This window comes from Comamonas testosteroni TK102, from assembly GCF_000739375.1.
GTDB classification, from domain to species: Bacteria; Pseudomonadota; Gammaproteobacteria; order Burkholderiales; family Burkholderiaceae_C; genus Comamonas; species Comamonas brasiliensis.
Map to the genome: position 1 here is coordinate 2,750,408 of NZ_CP006704.1, position 21,646 is coordinate 2,772,053.

Annotated in this window: 19 protein-coding genes; 3 read left to right on the forward strand and 16 right to left on the reverse strand. The window is 64.3% G+C overall.

The window, feature by feature from the left end:
• Window positions 1-11 precede the first annotated feature (11 nt).
• The 12 genes from O987_RS12475 to O987_RS12530 all read right to left on the reverse strand — a co-directional run bounded on the left by O987_RS12475 (window position 12) and on the right by O987_RS12530 (window position 10,975).
• Entirely contained in the window at window positions 12-1,433 is a 1,422-nt protein-coding gene (locus tag O987_RS12475) for a CpaF family protein (RefSeq protein ID WP_003055607.1), read from the reverse strand.
• Window positions 1,434-1,462: 29 nt separating this feature from the next.
• Window positions 1,463-2,623, reverse strand: a complete 1,161-nt coding sequence (locus O987_RS12480; protein ID WP_043372583.1) for an AAA family ATPase — start codon at window positions 2,621-2,623, stop codon at window positions 1,463-1,465.
• A gap of 17 nt (window positions 2,624-2,640) precedes the next feature.
• The gene (locus O987_RS12485; protein WP_003055604.1) at window positions 2,641-3,090 is read right to left on the reverse strand and encodes a TadE/TadG family type IV pilus assembly protein; all 450 of its coding nucleotides are present in this window, start codon (window positions 3,088-3,090) and stop codon (window positions 2,641-2,643) included.
• Window positions 3,087-3,530, reverse strand: a complete 444-nt coding sequence (locus O987_RS12490; RefSeq protein ID WP_003055603.1) for a TadE/TadG family type IV pilus assembly protein — start codon at window positions 3,528-3,530, stop codon at window positions 3,087-3,089. Before O987_RS12490 ends, O987_RS12485 begins: the two co-directional genes overlap by 4 nt.
• A 5-nt stretch (window positions 3,531-3,535) precedes the next feature.
• On the reverse strand, window positions 3,536-4,795 hold the full coding sequence (locus O987_RS12495; RefSeq protein ID WP_043372586.1) for a pilus assembly protein TadG-related protein: 1,260 nt from the start codon (window positions 4,793-4,795) through the stop codon (window positions 3,536-3,538).
• A 98-nt stretch (window positions 4,796-4,893) separates the two neighbouring features.
• Window positions 4,894-5,091 carry a Flp family type IVb pilin gene (locus O987_RS12500; protein ID WP_003055601.1) on the reverse strand — a complete coding sequence of 66 codons (198 nt, stop codon included), beginning with the start codon at window positions 5,089-5,091 and terminating at the stop codon, window positions 4,894-4,896.
• Between the two features lie 46 nt (window positions 5,092-5,137).
• Window positions 5,138-5,347: a Flp family type IVb pilin gene (locus O987_RS12505; RefSeq protein WP_003055600.1), complete on the reverse strand. Its 210-nt coding sequence runs from the start codon at window positions 5,345-5,347 to the stop codon at window positions 5,138-5,140.
• Window positions 5,348-5,485: 138 nt separating this feature from the next.
• The gene (locus O987_RS12510; RefSeq protein ID WP_043372589.1) at window positions 5,486-5,803 is read right to left on the reverse strand and encodes a lipoprotein; all 318 of its coding nucleotides are present in this window, start codon (window positions 5,801-5,803) and stop codon (window positions 5,486-5,488) included.
• 14 nt (window positions 5,804-5,817) lie between these two features.
• Window positions 5,818-7,380, reverse strand: coding sequence for a type II and III secretion system protein family protein (locus O987_RS12515; RefSeq protein WP_003055598.1), 1,563 nt, complete (start codon window positions 7,378-7,380; stop codon window positions 5,818-5,820).
• 66 nt (window positions 7,381-7,446) lie between these two features.
• Entirely contained in the window at window positions 7,447-8,292 is an 846-nt protein-coding gene (gene cpaB, locus O987_RS12520) for a Flp pilus assembly protein CpaB (protein ID WP_043372591.1), read from the reverse strand.
• Window positions 8,293-8,324: 32 nt separating this feature from the next.
• Window positions 8,325-8,915: an A24 family peptidase gene (locus O987_RS12525; RefSeq protein WP_003055594.1), complete on the reverse strand. Its 591-nt coding sequence runs from the start codon at window positions 8,913-8,915 to the stop codon at window positions 8,325-8,327.
• A gap of 866 nt (window positions 8,916-9,781) precedes the next feature.
• A complete protein-coding gene (locus O987_RS12530; protein ID WP_043372593.1) occupies window positions 9,782-10,975 on the reverse strand; it encodes an MFS transporter in 1,194 nt (397 codons plus the stop codon).
• Between the two features lie 132 nt (window positions 10,976-11,107).
• Here O987_RS12530 and O987_RS12535 point away from each other — a divergent pair, with 132 nt between their 5' ends.
• The 3 genes from O987_RS12535 to O987_RS12545 all read left to right on the forward strand — a co-directional run bounded on the left by O987_RS12535 (window position 11,108) and on the right by O987_RS12545 (window position 16,645).
• Window positions 11,108-12,388 carry an XAC2610-related protein gene (locus O987_RS12535; protein WP_043376409.1) on the forward strand — a complete coding sequence of 427 codons (1,281 nt, stop codon included), beginning with the start codon at window positions 11,108-11,110 and terminating at the stop codon, window positions 12,386-12,388.
• A 476-nt stretch (window positions 12,389-12,864) separates the two neighbouring features.
• A complete protein-coding gene (locus O987_RS12540) occupies window positions 12,865-14,775 on the forward strand; it encodes a TonB-dependent receptor (protein ID WP_235214398.1) in 1,911 nt (636 codons plus the stop codon).
• Between the two features lie 16 nt (window positions 14,776-14,791).
• A complete protein-coding gene (locus O987_RS12545; protein WP_043372595.1) occupies window positions 14,792-16,645 on the forward strand; it encodes an enterochelin esterase domain-containing protein in 1,854 nt (617 codons plus the stop codon).
• A gap of 92 nt (window positions 16,646-16,737) precedes the next feature.
• On the opposite strand, the gene O987_RS12550 is transcribed toward O987_RS12545, so the two are convergent.
• The 4 genes from O987_RS12550 to O987_RS12565 form a co-directional block, all read right to left on the reverse strand.
• Window positions 16,738-18,402, reverse strand: coding sequence for a zinc ribbon domain-containing protein (locus O987_RS12550; protein ID WP_043372597.1), 1,665 nt, complete (start codon window positions 18,400-18,402; stop codon window positions 16,738-16,740).
• Window positions 18,403-18,467: 65 nt separating this feature from the next.
• Complete coding sequence (locus tag O987_RS12555; protein WP_003055581.1) at window positions 18,468-19,124, reverse strand: hypothetical protein; 657 nt, start codon at window positions 19,122-19,124, stop codon at window positions 18,468-18,470.
• 5 nt (window positions 19,125-19,129) lie between these two features.
• Window positions 19,130-19,942 carry a double zinc ribbon domain-containing protein gene (locus O987_RS12560; RefSeq protein WP_043372600.1) on the reverse strand — a complete coding sequence of 271 codons (813 nt, stop codon included), beginning with the start codon at window positions 19,940-19,942 and terminating at the stop codon, window positions 19,130-19,132.
• A gap of 482 nt (window positions 19,943-20,424) precedes the next feature.
• A complete protein-coding gene (locus O987_RS12565; RefSeq protein WP_043372602.1) occupies window positions 20,425-21,603 on the reverse strand; it encodes a metallophosphoesterase in 1,179 nt (392 codons plus the stop codon).
• Window positions 21,604-21,646 lie beyond the last annotated feature (43 nt).

The window sequence follows — 21,646 nt, forward strand, 5'->3', positions numbered from 1 at the left end:
TTGGGCCGAGTTCATTGATAGTGGCGCTCTGGAGCGAAGATGCTGTCGGGCAGCGCAATGCCGAAGCCTTTGAGCCGGTCGGCGAACTTGGGCCTGACGCCCGAGGCATGGAAATACCCCTGGACTTCGCCGCTGGCACCGACGCCGGTCTGGGTGAAGGCAAAGATCTCCTGCATGGTGACCACATCGCCTTCCATGCCGGTGATCTCCTGGATGCTGGTGATCTTGCGCTTGCCGTCGGTAAGCCGCAGCACCTGCACGATCACCGTGATGGCCGAGGCAATCTGCTGGCGAGCGGCCTGGTGCGGCAGATTGAGGCCAGCCATGCCGACCATGTTCTCCAGGCGTGCCAGCGAGTCACGCGGAGTGTTGGCGTGGATGGTCGTCAGCGATCCTTCGTGGCCGGTATTCATGGCCTGGAGCATGTCCACGGCCTCGGCGCCGCGGACTTCGCCGATGATGATGCGGTCAGGGCGCATGCGCAGTGCGTTGCGCACCAGCGAGCGCTGCGTGATTTCACCGCGGCCTTCTATATTGGGTGGACGCGTTTCCATGCGCACCACATGCGGCTGCTGCAGCTGCAGCTCGGCCGCATCCTCGATGGTGACCACGCGTTCCACGGCGGGAATGTAGCCCGAAAGAATATTGAGCAGCGTTGTCTTGCCGGCGCCCGTGCCCCCGGAGATGATCATGTTCACCTTGGCCTTGGCCAAGGCTTCCAGAGTCAGTGCCATGCCCGGTGTCAGGCTCTTGAGGTCCTGGATCAGGTTCTCCATGCGCAGCGGGATGCGAGCAAAGCGGCGGATCGACATCATGGGACCATCGAGCGCCACGGGCGGGATGACGGCGTTGACGCGCGATCCGTCGGGCAGGCGGGCATCGACCATGGGACTGGACTCATCGATGCGCCGGCCGATGCGCGAGACGATCTTGTCGATGATGCGCAGCAGATGCTTGTCGTCCGCGAAGACCACGGGCGTGAGTTCCAGGCGACCGAGGCGCTCCACATAGATCTGATCGTGGCGGTTGACCAGGATGTCGGAAACCGCAGGGTCGGTCATGAGCAGCTCGAGAGGGCCGAAACCCAGCATCTCGTGCTGGATGTCGCGGATCAGCAGCCTTCTTTCCAGATCGTTGACGACTGCGGCATCTTCCTCCAGCAGGCGTTCGGTCATGCCGGCGATTTCCTGCTGCAGCGTCTGCGTGGGCAGCGACTCCAGCGCAGCCAGATCGAAGCGCTCCAGCATCTTGCCATGAATGCGCGTTCGCAGCGCCAGATAGGCCGGTGAGTGCCCATAGTGCGGTGCAGGGGGCGCAGAGGCAGGCGCTTGCGGCGCGGCGACCTCGGGCGTGTCCGCCGCTTCGGGAACAACCTGCAGCGCCGGCTTGGACGCGCGTGTCGCTGACGTGGCCAGGAAATCTCTGAGTGACATGATGCTCTCCTTGTGCACTAGGGGATGGCTTATGCCCGGCGGAAGATCCGGTTCAAAAAGCCGTTGCTGTCTTCCCGGGCCTGGGGCGCCAGTGCATCGGCCCAGGCGCCCAGTTCGCGGACCACGGCACTGTTGCGACTGGACTCGGCCAGCGGCACGCCCGCATTGATGGTCGCCTGCACCTCCTGTGCGGCGTCTGGAATGCTGCGCCATTGCTGCTCCAGGCCCAGTGCCTTGCGCACTTCGGGCAGGCCGATCTCGCTGCGTCGGTCGACCCGGTTCAGTACCGGATGCAGGCGGCTTTCGGGATAGCCCAGCTCGCGGAACATATGCAGCAGCTTCTGCGCATTGCGCACGGCCGGCACATTGGGCAGGAGCACGGGCACGATGAGCTGGGCCCTGTCGAGCACACGCAGAGCCAGCGGATCGAGCACGCGTCCCATGTCGATCAGCACAAAGTCATAGTGCGCGGCGGCAAGCTGCAGGATGGCATCCACATGCAGCGGCTCCACCTCCATGGCATGCATGGCGTTTTCGGGAGCCGCCAGCACATGCAGCTGAGCGGTGATCTTGACGGTGCTGGCCGTGAGAAAGGACGCATCGAGTCGATGGATGTCACGGGCCACATCTGCCAGGGTCGAGGCGGGCTTGGCTTCATGCAGATAGGCCAGGGTGTCGCCAAACTGCAGATTCAGGTCGATCAGCAAGACCGAGTGCTTACGGGCCAGCATCCAGCCCAGATTGGTGCTCAGGAAGGTCGCTCCGCTGCCGCCCTTGCAGGGCAGCAAGGCCATGATCTGCCCTTGATGGCGGTCAGCCGTGTGATGCTGCCGCTTGGCGGCGATGCGGTGCACGGCATCCAACAGCGCCTGATGTGGAGCCGGTGAGGTCAGCACTTCGCGAACGCCGGCGCGCATGGACTGCAGCAGAAACTCGGGGGTCTGCTGGGCACACAGCAAGATGACGCAGATGTGCGGCTGATGCGTGGTCACATGCTCCACCGGCGCCAGGTCGGCCGGCTCGCAGCACATGCCGTCCACGATCATCAGATCGGGCCGGTGCTGCTCGGCAATCGAAGGCATGCGTGTCTTGCCGCCTTCGAAGGTCTGAACCTGGTGCGATTGCTCCTGCAGCACGCGGGCCATCTCCTGAAGATGGGTGGTGTTGGGAGAGATGATGGCGATTTTCATGATGTAGGCACCCCTGGTTAGCTTGAGCAGGCCGTGCTGCTGTTGATGTCCTGGCGCATGACTTCCCGGGGCAGCGTGCTCGAGAAGCCGGGCATGGGGATGGCCGTTTGCAGGCCCTGACCCACGATGGGTGAAATCCACTGAAATTTCAGTCCCGTGATCGCCACGGTCACACTTTGGCAGCTTGCCGCAGTGCAGCCGGAAGGGGCCCAGCTGACATTGACGGTGCTCACCTGGGGAAGCAGGGCCTGCATGCGCGCAAGCACCTTGGCCTGCTGGGCGGTGTCGTCGCAGACTGCGGCATAGCGTGCCCCTGCGCGCGCGGCTTCGTTGGCCGCCACCCAGGTGAACAGCATGCGGCTGAAATCCACGATGCCGAACAGAAACATCAGGAAGACCAGCAGCGCCAGGGCAAACTCGACGATGGTTGCTCCGCGCTCGGAGCGGGAGTGACGTGGCGTTTTCATGTCTGTGTCCTCATCGTGGCGGCGATATTGCTCAGCGTCAGGCCGCCGTTGGCATCGCCCAGTCGCAGGCCGAAGACGCTGGCGGTCATGGAGCGGAAGCGGTAGCCGGTGACGGTCACGGTGACGGTGTTGATCAGCGGATAGCTTCCGCTGGTCTGCCAGGAGCAGCTCACGGCTGCGGTGTTCAGACCGGGGGCCAGAGGGGTGCTGCCTGCCGTGGTCTGGCCGTACACGACCAGATTCTGGGCCTGGCTGCAGCCGGTGTTGGGCAGCTGCACCGAGAGATAGCGCACCGCATCGCGCACTGACTTGGCGACCGTGTTGTATTCGTAGAGCGCACGGCCGAATTCGGCGACCAGCATGCTCAGCAGCAGCAGAAAGGGCAGGATCAGAGCCAGTTCCACCAGCTCCACTCCGCGTTGCCTATGGTGCTTGGGCATGGTGTTCACCTCACGAGGACGGGAACCAGCGGGCCGGCCGAGCCGCCCGCGAGTCCGCTGGTGGTGCAGGGGCTGCCAGTGGCGCTGGCATTGCCCAGGTATTCGAGCTTGACGTCATCGACCGGAATCTTCATGGGCTCGAGCATGAGCATGCAGGCGAAATCGACCACCTTGCGGCTGGTGTTGACGATGGGCACCGTCACGATGCGGCGGTCCGCGCCATAGGCCTTGTGCTGGGCCGAGGTGGCGACCGAGGAAAAGCCGCCACCCTGCTGTCCGCACTGCGACGGGTTGTTGCCGCAGGGCGTGAACGCCAGGCGCTGGGCGAGAAAATTGGGTGTGCTGCCCGAGCTGCCGTTGTAGGCGCTGCGACCGGCGCTCCAGGTGCTGGTGTCGTAGATATAGCCGGTGTAGTCGGGCCGGCCCACGCTGGGTCCGCTGGAGTTCTTGTAGATGCCGAACCGGTAGTTCCAGATTTCGACGATGGAAGCCTGAACGCCGGGCGTGCCCAGGGTGTCGCCCAGCTTGCTGCCGCAATGGCCGTTGAGCTCGTCTGCGGTCTCGGAGGCGCTATTGGATCCGTCCAGATTGGCCCAGCCGAAGGTGCTGCCCCCGTTGGACTTGGCCAGCAGGGTGAGCCAGTCTCCCACTGTGTAGCCATAGTCGGGCCTGGTTGCTCCAGGCGTTTTGGCCTGCAGTGCCACGGGAATCGGGCAGGCGCTTTGCGCGCTGGCCCGCGTGGCCACTGCATAGGCGCCCACATTGCCGGTGGCCGGAAAGCTGGCGCTGTTGCCGGAAAAGGCCCCCAGGGCCTTCAGCAGCCACATGCCGATATTGGATTGGGTGTGCGTGCACTGCGAATAGACGGCAGCAGTCGCGCTGGTGGTGCTCAGGTAGCTGGCGTCGCGAAAGCTGATATCGGCGGCGGTGATCTGGCCCTGACCGCTCCAGTTGGCCGACTGCAGGTTCACTCCGTTGAGATTGCCGGCAGCAGCACCGGCGCTCACGGCGCGGCTGATGGCATCCGGCTGCTTGTTGAGTTCGCGCGCTGCGGCCAGCGCGCAGCTGTCAAGTGCCGTCTGCAGCTCTGTCCTGACGATGAACAGGCGCCCGAAATCCAGCGCGATGCCCATGAATCCCAGCAGCAGCAAAAGAGCCAGTGCTGCCGTGACGATGATGGCGCCATGCTGCTGATGCCGTGAATGGCGCCGGCTGCGGCTTCCGGCAGGCCGCACCAGGGTTGGGGCAAGAATGCGGGTGCTCATGATGGACTCTCATAGGGCGGCAGAACCGGTGAATGATTGCGGGTCAGAGGCGGTCGGCACGGCAGCAGGACTGCTGCGCCGACCCCTTTGACACGCTCCTAGGTGCAGGTGCCCGTCAGGCAGTTTGTGACCCGTGTGATGAAGTCAGCAAACTGGCCGCCGGCCAGGCTCTGAATTGCCAGTACCAGTGCGATGGACACCACGGCAATGATCAGCGCGTACTCGACGACCTGCGCACCTTCATCGTCCCTGAGCAAGTGCTTCAGACGCAGGCCTGATTGGGTGATGGAGTACATGGCGTTCTCCTGTAAAGGTGTATGTCCGGGACAGCCTGGAGCCGGCTCAAGAGCAGGTCGCGGTTGTCAGGCAGTTCGTGACGCGGGTGATGAAGGAGCTGAAGCCGCCACCGGAGGAGGTCAGAGCCTTGAGCGCGACGACCAGCGCGATGGAGACCACGGCAATGATCAGTGCGTACTCGACGACTTGCGCACCTTCATCGTCACGGGCAAAAGACAGCAGGGAATGGCCAAATTGTTGAGCGATATGGGACATGATGAACCTCAGAGTGTTGATGGATTGAAGACAGTTTCGAAAGGTCGGCGGCTGTGCCGAGGGCTGGCGTGCAAGGCCGGTGTGCGATCGGTGCTCCTTTCGGAATCAATTGGTTGGATGGTGAAAACCGGTGGCTGCTCAGGGCGTGCCGCCGCTGCTGCCGGAGTTGTTGCTGGTCAGCGAGCCGCCGATGTTGATGACGTTGACGGCCTGAGGCGGGCTCTTGTAGCTCTGCTCGTACCGCTCCATGCTGTGGCGGGTGGCGCGACCGTCCATGCCGGTGGCGCCGTCCACGCCGACTCCGGCCGTCTTGCCCGCTTGCGGGTCTATGGTCATCTGCAGGCGGGCATTTCGTACGGCTTCGCCAAAGCGGGCGTCGTAGTGCGGGGTTGTGCTGCTGCAGCCCGCCAGCAGGGCGGCGAGGGCCACGGGAAATAGGATGCTGCGTTCGGTCATGGCTTGCCTCCGGTTCAGGTGGGCGGATTCAGGGGAGCGGGACGGTCGACCGAGGGCCCGGCCGGTGCCTGTGGTTGCAGCTCCTGGGGTGCTGCGGTTGGTGCCGGCATCGGTGTCGCTGCGCCGGGCGGCATGGCAGGTGCGGGCGCCGTCTTCTCTGCGGGCGCGGGCTTGGAGCTTTCCAGTGCGCCGTTCAGATAGACCTCGGCGCGTGAAGGCACCACATGGTTGTCGGTGGGCACCCTGGGGGCTTCGGCCAGAGCCTGTACCAGGCGCGGCGTGATGACGAACATCAGCTCGGTCTGATCGGTCTGGAACTCGGTGCTGCGGGCCAGGGCGCCGAGAACCGGTATCTCTCCCAGTCCCGGAAAGCGCTTGATGGCTTCGGTGATATTGTTTTTGATGAGGCCGGCAATGACCAGGCTTTGTCCGTCATTGAGCTGCACCGTGGTGTCCGCGCGCCTTACCGTCAGGGATGGGATCACGGAGGTGACGCCATTGATGGAGGTGAAGGGCGAGCCGGTCTGCGACAGATCCGAGACCTCGGACACCAGCTTGAGGTTGACGCGCGAGTTGCCGAGCACGGTCGGTGTGAACTTGACGCCGATGCCGAACTCCTTTTCTTCCAGCGTCATGACCGGTACACCGTTGGTATTGGTCTGTGCCACAGGAATGAAGATCTTGCCGCCCGAGAGAAAGCTGGCCTGCTGGCCGCTGATGGCCATGATGTTGGGCTCGGCCAGGATGCGCACCAGGCCGTCATCCTTCTGTCCATCGATGCTGATCGAGCCCCTGCCCAGGCGCATGGCGTTGAGCAGGCCGCCGCCGCCGCTCAGGAAGTTGGAGAGGACGGTGTAGCTGTTCTGGCCGTTGCTGGTGACACGCTGGCCGCTGAGGCTGGAGCCCAGCTTGTCGAGCAAGGTCTTGCTGATTTCGGCAATCTTGACTTCCAGCATCACCTGGTGAGGCGAGGTGGTGCGCAGCAGGTTGACGATCTTCTTGCTGTCGCTGTAGGCGCCGGCCAGCGTCACCACATCGTCCAGGCGCAGCGGATTGCTGATCTCTCCGCTCAGGACCAGGGCATTGTCGGCACCCTGGACGCGGATGCTGCGCTCCTCTGGCATGAGCTCGCTGAGCTTGGCCTGCAGCGGGCCCGGGTCCATGGTGACGATCACGTCCTTGATGAAGCAGGCGCCCTGGGCGTTTTGCAGGATGACGTTCATGGAGCCGGACTTGCGTCCGCGAAAGAACAGGTCCCTGGGGCTGAGCAACTGCACTTCGATATCGCCCATGCCGTTCTGTACCTGCATCTGCGGCTGTCCGTTGGCGGCTGCCTGGCCGGCTCCCGGCGTCTGACCGCTGACCAGGATGCGCGCCATCGGCGAGTTCAGCGGAATGACCACCGATTTACCCAGTGTGACCGTGGTCGGGTCTTCTGTGTGAATGGCCGTGCAGTTCCTGGCGGGCAGGGTGGTGCGAGGAGCTGCGGGAGCGGGAGCGGCCGCGGCCGCAGGGCCGGGCTGGGCAGCTGTGCCCGCAGACTGGGCCAGCACAGGTGCTGAGCTGGCGAGCAGCATGCTAGCTGCTATATATAAGTGATGGTGTTGCACGGCCGACCTCTCTGAGTGGTTGCGGGTAGAAGATCAGAAGCAGTTGAGAGTTCGAGCGCCGCCCTGGATCACTTCGACACAGGTGGCTGTCGAAGCCTGGGGTGCGGGCCTGGCTCGCTGCATCACGGGTTTGGCAGGTGCTGCGACCTTGACCGGGACTGGCACTGGCTCAGGTGTTCCAAACAGCTGGTGCTTGGTGATGCCGACGGTGCTGGTCGGGTCCTTGTCGATCTGGTTGCGCAGCACCAGTGAAAGATTGCCCACGCTGCGTGCAAGATCGAGCTTCTCGGCATCTCCGGGGCTCAGCTCGAGGGTGACGGCGCTCACCACCTTGGGTTTGGTTTCGTCGCGGTCGGCTTCCTGGGCCACAGCCAGGACCAGTACGTTTTCAAGTACGGTCTTGCTGATCTGGCGCGAATCCTCCATCTTGCCGGCCTGCTCCTGCTGGGCATTGACCACCACGTCCACGTAGTTGCCGGGCAGGGCGAAGCCCGCCACACCGACCACATCGTTGACGCGCACCGTCATGGCCCGCTTGCCCGGAGCGATGACGGCTGCCAGTCCGCCCTTGGTGCCGACCGGGGCCAGCTTGCCTTCGAGCACGGCCTCGCCGCGCAGCACGCCGACCTTGACCACGCGGTCCTGCAACTGCTGCATGTCATGGAAAGCGCCATCGGGTATGGAGCCCCGCGGCCAGTCCACGGTGTTCAGCATGTTTGGCAAGATCTTGCCGCCCAGCGGGATGTCGGTGGCAGCAACGACCACTTTGTCGGCGTCCAGGCTGCCGCGCTGGGCGACCCAGTTGGCGGCGTAGACTGCAGCCGCCAGGCTGGCCAGTACGGCGAGGACAAACAGACCCAAAGCTTTGAGGTTTTTCATGGGAGGCTCCCGCTATGCCGTGATGTAAGTGACTAGACCCAGGTGAACTGCCGAGCGACCAGGAACGCCAGGGTTCCCAGGGCGATGCTGACGCCGTAGGGCAGCTTGCCTACCGAATGCGCCGAGCTGGAGCGGGCATCGGGAGCGATCCCTGCCGCGACATTGATGTAGAGCAGCTGGACGGCCTCGGCTGAGTTGCGCAGCAGCTTGCCGGCCATGCGGTGCCAGAGTGCGTAGCCGATGGCTGCCACACCGCCGGTGATGAAGACAAAGATCACGGCCTGCCAGGTGGCTTCGGGTCCGATGAAGCTGCCGACCATGGCCATCAGCTTGACGTCGCCGCCGCCCATGGCATGCAGCAGATACAGCGGCAGCATCAAGACCAGACCCAGTGCCATGCCACCCAGCGCCCAGAAAAAGCCGCCGCCATGGGGGTGGGGGGCCAGCAGGCCATAGAGCAGGGCCAGGGCGATGCCGCCGAAAGTCAGTCGATTGGGGATGCGCCGTGTGCGCAGGTCGCTGATGCTGGCAGCCAGCAGGAGCATCAACAGCATCAGCGAGCGCGGCTCGGTGAACAGGCCAGCCATCAGCTCGGAGGCTGCGCTGAGTTCGGAAGAGGTCATGGTCAATCTCCAGTTCTGTGTTCAGCGAATCCTGTCGAGGCCTCAGATGTCACGCTGGCTGCTGCTGCGTTCAGGTCATCTGGCGGGTGCCGGCATGATTCGGGCGATCTGTGACTAAATACAATTTTTCTATCAACTTCATTCTTTTGTTTAATTTTGTGGAAATGCTATTCCTATAGAAAACGTTTATCAATATTTATGCTCGTAAGAATTTGCCTAATCTGCATGAGGTGCAAATGTGACGCGGTTGTAGGTTGCGTAAGCAATGGTCTCAGCGCTTGCTGACGCAGTCCGGCCATGGCCGGTACCGGATACAGAGGGCGATCGCAGGCCTTGCCTGGAGCCCGCGCGCAGCGGGGCCAGGGAGGCGACAGGGGCGCTGACGCGGTTTTGAAGGGAGGCTGGGCCCGGAGGGGGCAGGGAGGGGGCCCGGGCCGGCCCGGCAAGCGCTGAAATGCACTCCGGGAGTTACCCATGTTTCGAGGGCGGGAGGCCCGCTGCTGAATGGCAAGGCAGGCGCGGGGCGTCGCCATCACGGCCCGGGGCCAGGTCGAGGCGGGACTGAGTAGCCACTTCGAGTGATGAGACCGAGGTAGTCCTCGGCAAGCCGCAGCCGGGCTGGAGGCTGGCGTTTCCTCCCGGCTTGCCGGCGGCGGTCCTGGCGACGGTCTGCTGCGAGCGTTGACCCTGCCGTCAGGCAACGCCGGCTGTGCGCATGCGCCGGGAATGTGATGCTATATAAAATATAGCTGTTAGCGCTTTGAAGGAATGAATTTCATGGTTGAAATAGTTTGATTTTCATACCAGCAATGCGATATAAGCTTCTACTTTGATAGCGGTCCGAGGAGGGAAACACTGGCGCAGCTTCAGGCCTTTGCCCTGCGCTGGCTGTGCAGGCCCAGCAGCACCAGCACGACGGCCACCAGGGGCAGCATGCCGATATTGATGCCGTTCCAGCCGGCGCTGTGCAGCAGCTGCCCTGATCCGAAGGAGGCCACGGCCACCGTGCCGAAGACCAGGAAGTCGTTGAGTGCCTGTACCTTGGCGCGCTCCGAGGGGCGGTAGCACTCGGTCAGCAGCGCGGTGGCGCCGATGAAGCCGAAGTTCCAGCCCACGCCCAGCAAAATCAGCGAGCCCCAGAAGTGGAAGATGTCCAGGCCCATCAAGGCCAGCACGCCGGCCGCGCCTATCATCAGCAGGCCCAGGGCGGTCACGGGCTGCTTGCCATAACGCGCAATCAGCTTGCCGGTAAAGAAGCTGGGCACGAACATGGCCAGAACATGCCATTGGATGCCCATGGCGGCTTCCCCCACGCTGTGGCCGCAGACCACCATGGCCATGGGCGCAGCGGTCATCAGGAACGCCATCAATCCGTAGCTGACCACACCGGCCGCGCAGGCCACGACGAACTGGGGCGTGCGGGCAATCTCGCCCAGAGGCCTGGCGTCGCCGACCACAGCCTTCTTGCTCTGAGGCGGCGGCAGACGCAGGCCCATGAGCAGAGGCAGGGCCAGCAGGGCCAGCGCCGCCTGACTGTAGAAGCTGCCGGCAAACGGCGTGGCCGGCAGGGCATCGCGTGTCCAGATCACCACCTGCGGGCCGATGATGGCGGCAATCAGGCCGCCGATCATCACGCGCGAAATGGCCTTGGCCTGCTGCGCGGGCTCGCTCACCATATCGGTGGCGGCGAAGCGGTAGCTCTGCACGCAGGCCGCATAGAAGCCGGCCAGCGCAGTGCCGATGCAGAAGGTGACGAAGTCGCTGTGTGCAATGCCCTGTGCGGCGACCACGCCGGAGATCACGCCCAGAACGGCTCCCAGCACATAGGCCGCGCGGCGGCCCATGCGGTTCATGATCCAGGCGGCCGGCAGGGTGGAGAGCGCCAGGCCGAGCTGGTAGATGCTGACCGGCAGGGTGGAGGCCGCAGGGTTGGACGACAGCTGCTGCCCGACCAGGCCGCCCAGTGAGATGATGATGGGCGGAGAGGCTCCCCCCAGGGATTGGGCTGCGACCAGCAGGCCCATGTTGCGGCTTTGTTGTGTGTTGTTGTCTGATTGCATAAATCGCTTTGCCTGCCCATGCTTGTGCGCAGATTTGTCACATCTTGCAGTATTCATATTGGCCGCACATTAAAGGGTTTGCTGCGGCATGATGCAGATACGAGCCTGGTGATCGAAGTGAATGGAAGTGATATGACGCTGAAATGCCTGACCGGCCGGGTTGCGGGCCTGAACATCGCTCTGGCGCTCATGAGCTGGGTGTCGATGGCGCATGCCGAGACGGCACAGACCCTGCATGAAGCGGTGGTCTGGTCGGCGAGCTATCGCGGCGAGATCGCCGGCAAGGCCGTCAAGCTGGAGCTGTGGCGGCTCGACGGCGCCGTCGGCGGCAGCTATTGCTACGAGCCCTGCAATCGGCCCGGCGCCACGCTTGATCTGGAGGGTTCTGCAAGCGGACAGCTGACGGAAACGCCCATGACGGGTGCAAGCGATCCCAAGCCTTCGGGCCGCTGGTCGCTGGCGGCTTTGCCGGGCATGGCGCCGCCTCGTCTGCAGGGCCGGTGGCAATCCATGGACGGCAAAAGACGCTGGCCGGTCGATCTGCTGCGCCAGCCCCCGGCTTTTCCCCATGCGCTGCATTACGAGCTGCGCCTGCTGATGAATCAGAAGCTGCGCTCCCTGGCCGACTGCGGCGAACATATGGACCTCCAGGTTACCGCCATCCAGGTGTACGAGCAGGGACGCCTGAAGCAAAGCCTGCCGACCGCCGCCGCAGGCAGCTGCTGGCTGGTGCAGCCAAGCTGGGTGGATGCGAATTTTGACGGCTGGCCGGATCTGACCCAGGCGCTGGTTCTGCCTGCGGGGCCGAATATTCCGCACCGCACCTGGCTTTACGACCCGGCCACACGGAAGCTGGTGCTGGGGCCACAATCCCTGCAGGACATCAGCTCGCCCGCTTTCGATGGCAAGGCCAGGCGCATCTACAGCGAATGGCGTGCCAGCTGCTGCAGCCATGGCGTGGACATCTACGCCTGGAAGCCCGCAGGGCCTGAGCTGGTCGAGCAGGCCGAAAGCCATATGCTGCCGGTGCGCAAGGGCGGCAAGCTCATGGCCTGCTATCAGGTGCCGGGCTATGCGCAAGGCCATGTGCGCTGGCCCAGCGGCCTGTACCAGCGCGGCAGCGACCTGAGCCTGGCGCAGGAGCCTACTGCCGACTGGTGCGATGCCGATCCTGCCGCCACCATGGGCCAGAACCAGGTACAGGTGCTGGCCGAGCCCAGAGCCGGACAGCCCCCCCAGGTTGTCAGGAGCTATGGCGCAAGCTACCGCAAGGTCGATACGCCCCAAGGTGCCCGTTACTGCCCCGATATCGCGGTTTTCGATGCCGACGCCCGCAAGGTGGTGCGCGTGCTGATGAGCGAGAGCGCCGAGCAGGACTGCGAGACGGAAAAGCCCGTCGGCACTCAGCCCTGAAAACGAGTTACCGCTATGCATGGAAATCGCTTGCTGCTATCGTTTTGAGAAGGTTTGCGTGTTATACAATTTAACCAATTGAGATTCATTCTCAACAAGCCTTAGCCACGCACTTCGTTCTAGCCATAGGAGATCGATTCATAACGAGGTCTACATGGCAATCCCGGTTCGTGGCGGCGCAGGCAAGGCGCCGTCGGCTTCAGCGCTCGCATCCACGCAGGTCGTTCCATTCGCGCATTGGCTGTCTTGTGCGGCTTGCCGCAGCCCGCGCTCTGCCGTGGGGCTGGCGGTACTGCTGGCGCTGAGTGCCGCATCCCAGGCACAGACGCCGCCCCCGGACAGTGCAGCCGCAGGAAAAACGCCTGAGCGAAGTCACGGTTTCCGACAGGCAGGACAGCGTGGGTCTGCCTGCGCTTGCCCCTGGCGCCCAGGTCGCCAAAGGGGCGGCGCTGGGGCTGCTGGGCAATGTGGATGTGATGGATGCTGCTTTCAACATCACGGCCTACTCCGAAGAGCTGATCCGCGACCAGAATGCGGCCACGGTAGCTGCCGTGCTGGAAAACGACTCCTCGGTGCGCTTCACCACCAATACCGGCCATGTCAATGAGAACTATGTGATCCGCGGCTTCGACGTCAACGCCAGCGAAGTGGCTTTCAACGGCCTGTACGGCCTGGCTCCCGACAGCCATGTGCCGACCGAGATGATCGAGCGCGTGGAACTGCTCAAGGGCCCGGGAGCGCTGCTCGGCGGCATGGCTCCCAATGGAGCGGTGGGCGGCGTGGTGAATGTGATCAGCAAGAAGCCGCTGGCCGGGGATCTGACGCGGCTGACCACGACCTTCACCTCGGGTTCGCAGTTGCAGGAGCATGTGGATGTGTCGCGGCGCTTCGGCCCCGAGCGCCGTCTGGGAATACGCGTGAACGGCGCGCTGTCCAGCGGGGAAACCGAGGTCGACGATCAGAAGCGCCGCCGCCGCCTGGGTGCCGTGGCGCTGGACTATCAGGGTGATCGCTTCACGCTGGGGCTTGATGCCTATCATTACAAGGTGAACCTGGACAACGGCAGTCCGGTGATGGTGAGCTTTGGCAAGATGAAGAATCTGATTGCGGCGCCGGATGCCAGCAACAATCTGTTCCGCGGCGTCAACACCGAAGTGGAGAACAAGTCCGTGGCGCTGCGCGGCAGCTTCGAGCTCAGCGACCGCTGGCAGCTCTACGGCAGCCTGGGCAAGGCCTGGCATGACTATGCAGGTCAGCCCACGGGCACGCGCGTGGTGCTCAATGCCGTGGGCGACGGCTCCGCCGTGGGCCAGACCTATAACCTGCAGGGCTATACCAACAGCACGGCGCTGGACGCGGGTTTGCGCGGCCGCTTCAAGACCGGCGATGTGGGCCACCAGTTGGTGTTCTCGTTCAACGAGCTGCAGCAGCAGAGCGGGCGCGCGTTGCCCATTGTGGTCAGCAGCAGCTACACCACCAATATCTACGATCCGGTGCTGCCGGTTCTGGCCGGACCGCGCAATGCCGTGCGCCAGGAAAACGACAATGTGATTCGCAGCCTTGCCGTGGCCGATACCCTGAGCCTGCTGCAGGACAGGCTGCAGCTGACACTGGGCGCGCGCCACCAGCGCGTGAACCAGAAGATGAAGGGCTACGACGAGAGCGCCGTCACCCCCATGCTGGGCCTGGTGGCCAAGCCCTGGGGTGAGGATCTGTCCTTTTACGCCAACTACATCGAAGGGCTGAGTCCGGGCCTTGAGGTCGGCTCCACCTACGCCAATGCAGGCGAGACATTCGCGCCCTACAAATCCAAGCAGATGGAGGCGGGCGTGAAGTGGCGCCGCGCAGGCTGGACGAATACGCTGTCGCTGTTCCAGATCGAGAAGCCTTCGACCACCATCGATACCGCTGCCAATACCCTCAAGCTCAACGGCGAGCAGCGCAATCGCGGTGTGGAGTGGAATACCTTTGGTGCTCTGAGCTCCAGCCTGCGCGTGCTGGGCGGCATCACCTACCTGCAGCCCAAGCTGACCAGCACCCAGGGCGGCTCCAACGACGGCCATGACGCATTCGGAGCAGCACGCTGGGCCGCCAATCTCGCAGCAGACTGGGATGTTCCGGCTGTGGCCGGTCTGGCGCTGAACGCACGCCTGGTGCATACGGGCAAGCAGTGGGTCAACTCGGCCAACACCTTGCGTGCCCCGAGCTGGACGCGCTTTGATGTCGGCGCGCGCTACACCACGCGCATTGCCGACAGGAAAGTGGTCTTGCGCGGTACGGTGGACAACGTCTTCGGCCGCAATTACTGGGCCGGCGCCTTTGCCGACAACTTCCTGACCGTGGGCGCACCGCGCACCGTGCGCATCAGCGCGGCCGTGGATTTCTGAGGCGGAGTAAACATCAATGCATGAAGATCATCAAGCGTTGTCTTTGCCGGTGATGCGCCACAGGTCATCGGGCAAGGGACTGCGCTCCTTGCTTGTTCCAAGTCTGCTGGCGGCGGCCAGCGTCGGCATCGCCAACCCGGCCGGTGCGGCCAGACCTTTGCCTGCCGACACCGCTCGGAGCGCGGCCAAGGCGGCCTCGTCGCTTGTGCTGCGCGAGCCGCTCTCAGGTCGGCTGTCACCGGGACAGGTGCTGAGCCTGCAGCTGGAGGCTCCGGCCGGTGCCGTGGTGCGCGGCAATCTGCAGGCGCTGGGCGTGGTGCTTGATGTGCAGACACCTGACGGGCGCCATCTGCGGCGGCTGAGTCAGGGCGAAGGCGTCGATCACGCGTTTACCTGGCTTAGCCGGGGCACGGCAAAGGAGCGTCTGGTGCTGCGTACAGAGAACGTCCAGCCTTATGCATCGACAGCAGGCGGCATGCCGGTGGTGCAGGGCGGGCACAGCGATGCACCGACCCATGCCGCGCCCAGTCCTGGCGCCTACGAGCTGACGATCACCCAGGTGCTGGCACCGTTGGCGGCAGGCCATGTGCCTGCGGCAGAGATCGAACCCGAGCCGCTGCGCAGCCCCAGGCTCAAGGCCTTGCAGGCAAGGCTCGCGCAGGGCGGCGACAGCCGCGGCTTCTGGCAGGAAATGGAGCGCCAGGGAACGCCGCTGATCGAGCCCTGGGATGCCGGGCATCAGCTGGTGAGTTTCGTCTGGCGCGGCGCTGGGCAGTCCGTGCGGCTGTTCGGCAGTCCCTCGGGCAATCATGAGCCGCTGCAGCGCCTCGGAAGCAGCGATGTCTGGTGGGCCAGTTTCGTCATGCCCAGGGATGCGCGTCTCAGCTATGGTTTTGCGCCCGATGTGCCTGCGGTCTCTGCCGATGCCATGATTCAGCGCCGTGCCATTCTGTCCACCTTGCAGCGCGATCCGCTCAATCGCCAGAGCTGGGGGCGGTCTGCGGATCTGCAGGCGGTGCAGGATCGCTTCGACGGTCGCTCCGCGCTGACACTGTCCAAGGCACCGCCCCAGCCCTGGAGCCAGCCCCGTGCCGGCGTGGCTGCCGGCCAGTTGCAGCGTCACTGGCTGGACAGCCAGGCGCTGGGCAACGGGCGCGATATCTGGATCTACAAGCCGCAGGGCTGGCAGCAGTCCGATGCGGCTCAGCGTTCCCTGCTGGTGCTGTTCGACGCACAGGCCTATCTGCGCCAGGTTCCCACGCCCGCCATCATCGACAACCTGATGGCAGACGGCCTTGTGCCTGCAACGGCCGTCGTGCTGGTGGCCAATGGCGCAGACAACGCACGCAGCCGCGAGCTGCCGCCCAATCCGGGGTTTGCCGACTTCATGGGCAGGCAGCTCATGCCCTGGCTCAAGGCACAGGGCATAGCGGCAGCTGCCGAGCGCACGGTGATTGCCGGATCGAGCTTTGGCGGCCTGGCCTCAAGCTATGTGGCACTGCGCCATCCGCAGTGGTTTGGCAATGTGCTCAGTCTTTCGGGCTCCTACTGGTGGGCTCCCAGGGGCGAGTCGCCCAACTGGCTGGCGCGTCAGTATCAGCAATCGCCGCAGCTGCCGATACGCTTTTACCTGGATGCCGGGATCTACGAGGGGGCTCGTGGCGGGCAGGCAGGCATACGCGAGACCAGCCAGGAGCTGGGCGATGTGCTGCGTGCCAAGGGCAACAAGGTCGTGCAGCGTGAGCACAGCACCGGTCATGACTATGTGCACTGGCAGGGGTCGCTGGCCTGCGGGCTGCTGGCGCTGACGGGACGTGAGCCATCGAGCGAGAGGCTCAAGCAGCAGGTCGCACAGTCCTGCGGGCTCTGAGTCCGGGAGGTACGAAAAAAAGGGGCCCGAGGCCCCTTTTTATTGGCCCGCAGCACCTGCTTGTGAAGCGCTGCGGGCTTTCATGCAAGCTGCTACTTGAGCTTGTTGCCGCATTCGCCGCAGAACAGGTCATTCGCTGCCACGGGGGCGCTGCAGGCGGGGCAGCTCGGCGCTGCCTGTGTCTGGCGGGCTTTTTCAGCGGCTTGTGCTTCGGCGCGGACCCGGGCCGCTTCGCGTTCGGCTGCCTGCTGCTCGGCTTGTGCCCTCAGACGCTGGGCCTCGGCTTGCTGACGTGCTTCTTCGGCAGACTGGGCTGCGGCGCGTTCTTCTGCGGCCTGGGCTTCGGCACGCTGGCGTGCGGCCAGTTCGGCAGCCGCACGTTCGTGTGCCGCACGTTCGTGTGCCGCACGCTCTCGGGCAGCCTGCTCGGCGGCCTCGGCTTCGGCCTTCAGACGGGCTGCCTCGGCCTCGGCGCGCAGGCGTGCCGCTTCGGCTTCGCTGCGCTGGCGGGCGGCAGCTTCTTCAGCGTCTTGACGAGCCTTGTCTGCAGCGTCGGCGGCAGCACGCTCACGTGCCTGCTGTTCGGCAAAAGCCTGTTCGGTGGATGCGGCTGCGGCGGCAGTCAGGCCTGCGGCGGCGGCTGCGGCGGCGGCATTGCCGTCGGTGCCGGGCGGGATGTCGGTGGCGGCGGGCTTGGCTGTGGCTTCCTGCAGGCGCTCGCTGGCAGCCTGCTTGGCACGCTCGGCGGCGGCCATGGTGCGTTCTGCGGCAGCCATGGTCTGGGCCTTGGCTTCTTCGGCCTTTTTGCGCACATCGCCAATCAGGCTGTCCAGTGCGCCCTCGGCTTCGGCAGGGTCCACGCTTTCACGGGCCTGCAGATAGATCAGGTTCATGCCCATGATGGCGACCTGGGCCAGCAGGGCTCCCACCACGCAATAGAGAACGCCCAGGCCGGCGATGAGGCCGGTGCTGCCGCCACCCATCATGCCCATGGGATTGAAGCCACCGCCGTAACCACGGCCGTAGCCGCCGCCCATGAACATGCCGGCCATGGAGCCGGCATCTCCGGTAATGCTCATGGCCATCCCGGTCAGGGAGACGGTGGCGGGAACCAGTCCGGCAAAAAGCATGAAGCAGACCAGGCCCAGAATGACGTAGAGCACGACTTCCATCAGCACCACTTCGACCAGTCGCTTGCGTGCAATGCTCAGCACATTGGCCAGCGCAGCCTTGACGGACAGGCCGCTCCAAAGCGCTGGGCCCATCAAGGGGCCGACGACCCAGATCATGGCGATCAGCAAGGCGGCGGCGACCAGCACCAGAATCGGGTGGGCCACAAAGGCCAGAATGCTGCCGAGCACGGGAATCTTGCAGATGAAGTAGATGACGGCAGCCAGCAGGTAGTAGGCCAGTGTGGCAAGCAATACCGCCAGACCGACCAGCAGGAACTTGGGCAGGCACAGCAGGCCGGCCGATGCTGCCGCCGAGAAGGAGCGCACGGGCTCGTTCCTGGCCTTGTCCATGAGCATGATGCCGACGCCCGAAGAGCCGGCCAGCAGCGCGATGACCGACGCCAGCATGAAGATCAGGTACATGAAGAAGCCGGCGTTGACCAGCATCCATGCCGCGCCTGCGATCAGTGCGCCGGTGACCAGCAGCGTCAGAAAGCTCAGCAGCAGCGGTCGCCACTGAGTCAGCCCTTCGGCGGCTCGGGCAAGGGTGGCAAAACGTATTTCTCCCAGGGGTTGCTCTCTCATTTTTCGTCCTGTCTTGTGGTTGAGGCTGGCTGGTCTGGCACGGTGAGTCGCTGGCTGGCCGGGTGTCAAAGCTTGCCGCGGATTTCGCCGGCTTCTATGGTGTAGCGCTCAACGCCGGCGGGCAGACCAGTGTCGATCTTCTTGATGACAGTGACGGGTTTACCGCCCTTGGACTGGGTGGTGCCTGTGGCGGTATTCACGCGCCCGGCCTTGACATCCTCGTCCGACTGATCGACCACGATGCTGGAGGAGCCCCGGTTGTCGGCCAGTTCATTGGCCAGCTCCTTGAGCACGTTCATGGCCTGGGTATATTCCTTGCGACCCTTGGCGGCCAGCGGCATCTCCACGGTCAGGGCGGAGAAGCTGCGCATCTGGTGTGCCTGTCCCGACTGCCCGTCGGCGATGCTGACGGTCCTGGTCTGCACCGGACCGGCTACGGCGCGTTGCTTGGGCGGCAGCTTCTGCATGGCCTGCACGGCCTGGGCCTGCATGCTCTGTGCCTGCTGGGTCTCCTGATCCAGAGCGGCTTGCAGACGCGCAAAGCGCTCGCTCTGTCCGCCCGAAACAGCGGGCGCGCTGCCGCCTGGGCCGCAGCTGGGGTCTGCGGAATTGGTGACGCGCGAGAGCATGCAGCTCAGCGACGTGGAGGCATCTTGCAAGGTGGCGCAGCCGCCGAGCAGGGTGGCGGCGCAGGCGAGCACAGTGAGTTTGAGTTTTTTCATGGCTTTCAATCCAGCAGGTCATCCAGCGATGGTGCGCTGCTCTTCTTGACTGGAGGTGTTCTTGCAGGGGCCTGCACGGGCGGTTTGCCGGATGCCGGGGCAGCGGGCAGCTGCGGGCTGGCCGCTGGCGCGGGTGCCGCGCTGACGGTGTCTGGGGTCGCCGCCACGGGGGCGACTGTCGTGCTGGGCACATTGTCCACGGCAGCCGGGGCACTTTCGGCAGGCGTTGCCTGCGCGGCCGTATTGCCGCCCAGCGGGCCGACCAGGGCATCGGCCTTGGCCTTGTCCTCGGCCGAAATCGCATCCTTGCCGGCCTGGGTCGCACCGGATGCGCTATTGGCGCTACTGCCCGTGCCGGTCAGGCCCTTCATATTGCTGGCCATCATCACACCGCCCGCAATGGCGGCGATCAGCAGCGCCAGCGCTGCCCATTTGATCCAGGCATTGCTGCCGCGCACCGGCTCTTGAGGAAAGGCCGGCGGACGGTGGTCGCGCGGCGCAAGCTTGGCTGCAGGCTCGGGCAACGGCGGCAGGTCCATGGGCTCGATCAGGGGCGGAGCCAGACCGGCTCCGCCGATGGCCTGCGCAGCGCCCGAAGGCCTCTGAGGCGCGGCCGCCAGCACACCGGTGTCGGCGCGGCTCCCGAAAACCATGCCGCAGCGCGTGCAGAAACGGGCGTCGGGCTTGCAGACAGCCTGGCATTGGCTGCAGATTTTTTCAACCGCAGTGATGGCCGCTTCCGGAGCTTGGCGGGTGCCGCAGTTCTTGCAGAACTTGGCATTCGGAGAGAGCGGATTGCCGCATTGGGAACAATTCATGGTCTGCAATCGAGAAAAGAGTCCGCAGCAATGGCCGCTCGGCGGCATTGCGGCGTTGGCAATGCCCGGAATATGGGCCGGTTTCTGCGCAGGGGCCTGAACCGGTACGGACTCTGAAAAATGATTTGTATCTTAGCGGCGCATTGGCCCCGGCCTGCGGTATCGCTTTGTGGGAATGTAAGCAGGCGAGCTTTTGACAGCTTTTTGTCAGGCAGGGCCGCGAATGAATCTGTTGGTGTGTAATGGAGTCACAGGCGCAGTTTCAAGGTTTTCAGGCCTTAAGTGACTGATTCGAAAAGAAGGATCGTAAATCCGCTGCTAAACCCGCTGCTTTATGGCGGCCGGAACTGTCGGGAAAATCCCGGGCTTTGAAATCTGTTTGATTTTTGCAAATGCCTCAGATGGTTGAGATGGTTTTGCGCTGCAGGAATTTCAAGGAAATACAGGCCCCGCACAACTGCGGGAGTTCTCAAGGCCGGTAATCACTGCTGTGCAACCAGCGTCAGCAACTCGATGCGTGGCGCCACGCCGAGGCGTACGGCAAAACCAGCCCACAGGCCTGCGCCGCTGCTGACCAGCAGCTTCATATTGCCAATGTCATATTCGCCGCGCACAAAACCGTTGTTGACGGGGGCCACCAGCCAGCGGTCCATGCCCAGGATCAGTCCGCCGTGGGTATGGCCCGAGATCTGCAGATTCACGCCCTTGTCCGCGTTGTCCCGCGCGAACTTGGGCTGGTGCGCCAGCAGGATATGAAACGCCGCCCCTGCCTTGCGGGCCTGGGCGGCAACCGCATCCACGTCGGGGGGGATGCCTTCGGCCTGCTCGGGATTGGCGTTGTTGGGCGAGGTACGGCCGAACACCGGGTCGCCGATGCCGGACAGGGCCAGCTTGCTGCCCTTGATGCTCAGCAGCTGCGTGCGGTTTTCCAGCAGATTCAGGCCCAGGCGGCGGAACTCGGTCATCCAGGCGTTGTAGCCACTGTAGTACTCGTGGTTGCCCGGTGCCGCCCAGACGCCGTAGCGTGCGCTCAAACCGGCCAGCGGCGCCACATGGGGGCGGCTGGTGGCGACATCGCCGTCCACCATGTCGCCGGGCAGCACAATCAGGTCGGGCGTGGTGGCCAGGGTGCGCTGCACGATGGTCTGCACATAGCTGGCATCGTTGACCGGGCTGGCGTGGATATCGGCCAGCACGGCAATGCGCAGGCCGTGCAGGGCAGCGGGCAGGTTTCTGACCGCGAGCTGCTGCTCATGCACCCGGGGCGGCTGCAGGGCGTTGAAGACGCCGATGGCGCTCAGGCAGCCGGTTGCGATCACAGCGGCCATGGTGAGAGCGGGAAGGTGCAGCAGCTGCGTCAGGCCGGTGCGTCCCATGAGCCGGGCGATGAGCCACAGCAGATCGCGCAGCAGCACGAACAGCGCCAGCATCAGCAGCATGGCCAGAATCCAGCCGCCGGGAACCTGCAGGCGTGCCACCACGGCGTAGGGCAGGGCATTGGTCTGCACGGCCTTGAGCAGCAAGGCCGGCGCGACGCCCAGCAGGCTTGTGATCAGAACCGCCAGCAGGCGGGCCAGACGGGACGTACCGTTGAGGCTGGAGACAGGCCACCAGAGCCAGAGAGCCAGAAGGGGGATGACGAGAGCAGCAGTCGAAACCATGGGCAGCGGAGAAACCAGAACACGACTTGCGCCAAACGGGTTC